The following is a 2444-nucleotide window of genomic DNA, read 5'->3' on the forward strand; positions in this document are numbered from 1 at the left end:
GGTCTGCTCGCGGGCATCATCGCCAAGGCGCTCATGCCCGGAAAGGACCCGGGCGGCATCATCATCACGATGCTCATCGGTATCGCGGGAGGTCTGCTCGGCGGCTGGCTCGGCAAGGTCATCTTCGGTGTCGACTCCATCGACGGCTTCTTCGACCTCTCCACCTGGATCGCCGCCATCATCGGCTCGCTGATCCTCCTGGCCCTGTACCGGGTCATCACCGGCAACCGCCGCCACGCCTGACCCCACCCCGCACCTTCGGCGAAACGGCTCCGCCCTCCCTTCACGGGAGGACGGAGCCGCCGCCTTTTGCCGACGTTGGGAAGCGAACGCCGCTGTATCCCAGGACCCGTACTCCACGAGTACGGCACACCTCATGGCCACGTCTGGACGAAGGGGGCTTGCCGTCGTTCGCTGCTCGTCGGGGACGGCCGCAGCCAACGGGATGAAGGCACTGGCCTGGCACGGCCCCGAGACGACAGCAGGCACCGCCTTCGCGCAGGCGCAGTTGGTCGCGGTACGCAGCGCCTGCGCCGAAAATCTGGGCCACACCGTCGACTGGGACAATCCCGCCTCCTACCAGGACGACCTCCAGGAGGAATACGAGCCGCCCTCCGGGCCGTGGACGATCGGCGGTGTGCTGGCGGGCGTCGGCTGCCTGGCCTTGGTCCTTGTGCTCCTCGCGATCTGGGTGAACGGGCTCGTCGCTCTCCTCGATTGACCCAGGTCAACAGGGACCAGCGAGGAACACAGCGCGAAGTCGGCAGGCAGGATCCTGGACTGTCGTGAACGGGACTCCTGGTGACAGGTGCGACGGCCTTTTGCCGTCACCCCAGAGATCGGCGGTGCCGGAAAGTCGTGTGACAGAACCGCGAGACTTTGCCAATATCACCCAGTTGTTGAGCCCTGCCCGACTCTGGAGGAACACCACGGCCGTCAACTACGAGCTTGCCCCGGCCTGGTTGCCGTGGTCCGCCGTCGATCCCGACGTCATCGCCTTCGACTGGGACGATGAGGAGAGCTGTCAGATCACCACAGTGATCGCCACGATGGTCCCTCCTGTCGGCACCGGGTGGGAAGAGCGGCATCGGTTCACCACTGAGGTCACAGCTCTTCTGGCAGCTCGATACGGCCGATGGGCCTGCGGGTGGCATTGGGCGGTCGGCGAGGGCGGTGGTGGTGGCGTCGTCACCAGTTGGTGCTGCGACTCCCACTCCGTGGGCGAGTCCGCGGCTACGGCCACCAGGGTGATCGCGTCGCTGCTGGAGTGGCGCGACTGGCTCGAGGAACTGGCCGAACGGTTCGCACAGTTGGCGCCGCCCGACGGGGCGGATGCCGAGGATCGCAGCTGGCACCTGGAACGTGCGGCGACTCGACTGGTGACGGTGGTCGTGGACCGTACCGGTGCCGAAAGCGGCTGGTACGGGCTCTGCCGCACGGTGCTGACGTGGTTCCTGTCGTCAACGGGAATGGGGCCGGAGACCGCAAAGAACGCGGTCGACACCGCGATCGGGGGACGGTTCGAGAGCTGGGCGACACCGTCGCAGACCTTGGTCGACGCCGTGGGAACGGATCTTGCCGTAGACCTGACCGGGGAGGCGCCGTACCGTGACCGCTGACGCGTTGGCCACCTGGTGCCAGGTGAGGAACCAGATCGACTGGGCTTCTGCCGCGGGTGAGACGCCGGCCCCCGTCCGGGCGGCCGTGGACGGCTTTGCCATCTGGTGCGAGGCGGGGGACCGCTCCTCGAATCCTGCCCGAGGCGACCGCCTGCTCACGGCGCTGACTCGGACGCGCGTCGACGCGTCTCGTAAGCGCCCCCTCACCTACGTGCTTCTGGCTGAATGGCAGCGCCTTGTCCTCGGCATGCCAGAGGTCGCGTTCCGACGAGGCGACGCATTCGCCAAGGGCGGGCGGGAACGCTATGCGCTCACGTCCCACACCCAGCGAGACTTCGTGCACTGTGTCTCTCAGAGCACTGACCCGAGAGTCCCCCTCGCCTCCCGTGCCGCCAGGGCCTACCTGGACGTGGCCTTCTTCCACCCCTTCCCTGACGGCAACGCCCGCCTTGCCATGCTCACACTCGCCTACGTCCTGGAGCTGGAGAGAGTTCGGGTGGACCAGGTCGGCCCCTTGCAGACCACGCGATACGCGGACGACGCCGCCGGAGCGGCAGACCTGGCCGATCTGGTCTCCGTCCTCATCCGCTCGACCCATCGCCGGGCGACCAGGCCACGCCACTGACACCCCAGGGGCTCGCCCTCGCTCCGCCGTCGCCCGGCGGCGGTCGGCGTCCTTGCGTGCCTGGCGAGCCGGCCGCCGGTACCCACCGCACTGACCACGACGAATCCTCTCTCAACGCGCGCGCAGGCGGGCCCGGTCGGGCGCTCAGATTACGTGATCGGCAGATGCTGACTGGGGGAGTCGGGCCGACCGGGCTTTCG

Annotated in this window: 4 protein-coding genes; all 4 read left to right on the forward strand. The window is 68.0% G+C overall.

Going from position 1 to position 2444, the window contains the following annotated elements:
• Positions 1-243: GlsB/YeaQ/YmgE family stress response membrane protein (locus AB0C62_RS42080; RefSeq protein ID WP_362982596.1), on the forward strand; the 243-nt coding region annotated here is incomplete at its 5' end.
• Positions 244-376: 133 nt separating this feature from the next.
• Entirely contained in the window at positions 377-721 is a 345-nt protein-coding gene (locus AB0C62_RS42085) for a DUF6584 family protein (RefSeq protein WP_362982598.1), read from the forward strand.
• 139 nt (positions 722-860) lie between these two features.
• On the forward strand, positions 861-1619 hold the full coding sequence (locus tag AB0C62_RS42090; RefSeq protein WP_362982600.1) for a hypothetical protein: 759 nt from the start codon (positions 861-863) through the stop codon (positions 1617-1619).
• The gene (locus tag AB0C62_RS42095; protein WP_362982602.1) at positions 1609-2244 is read left to right on the forward strand and encodes a Fic family protein; all 636 of its coding nucleotides are present in this window, start codon (positions 1609-1611) and stop codon (positions 2242-2244) included. Before AB0C62_RS42090 ends, AB0C62_RS42095 begins: the two co-directional genes overlap by 11 nt.
• Positions 2245-2444: the final 200 nt, after the last annotated feature.

The sequence above is a fragment of the Streptomyces sp. NPDC048643 genome, from assembly GCF_040650615.1.
GTDB lineage: Bacteria > Actinomycetota > Actinomycetes > Streptomycetales > Streptomycetaceae > Streptomyces.

What these genes read in the sequence shown, in the direction of transcription:
- AB0C62_RS42085 (WP_362982598.1), top strand. Translation starts at nt 377, where the DNA reads ATGGCCACGTCTGGACGAAGGGGGCTTGCCGTCGTTCGCTGCTCGTCG.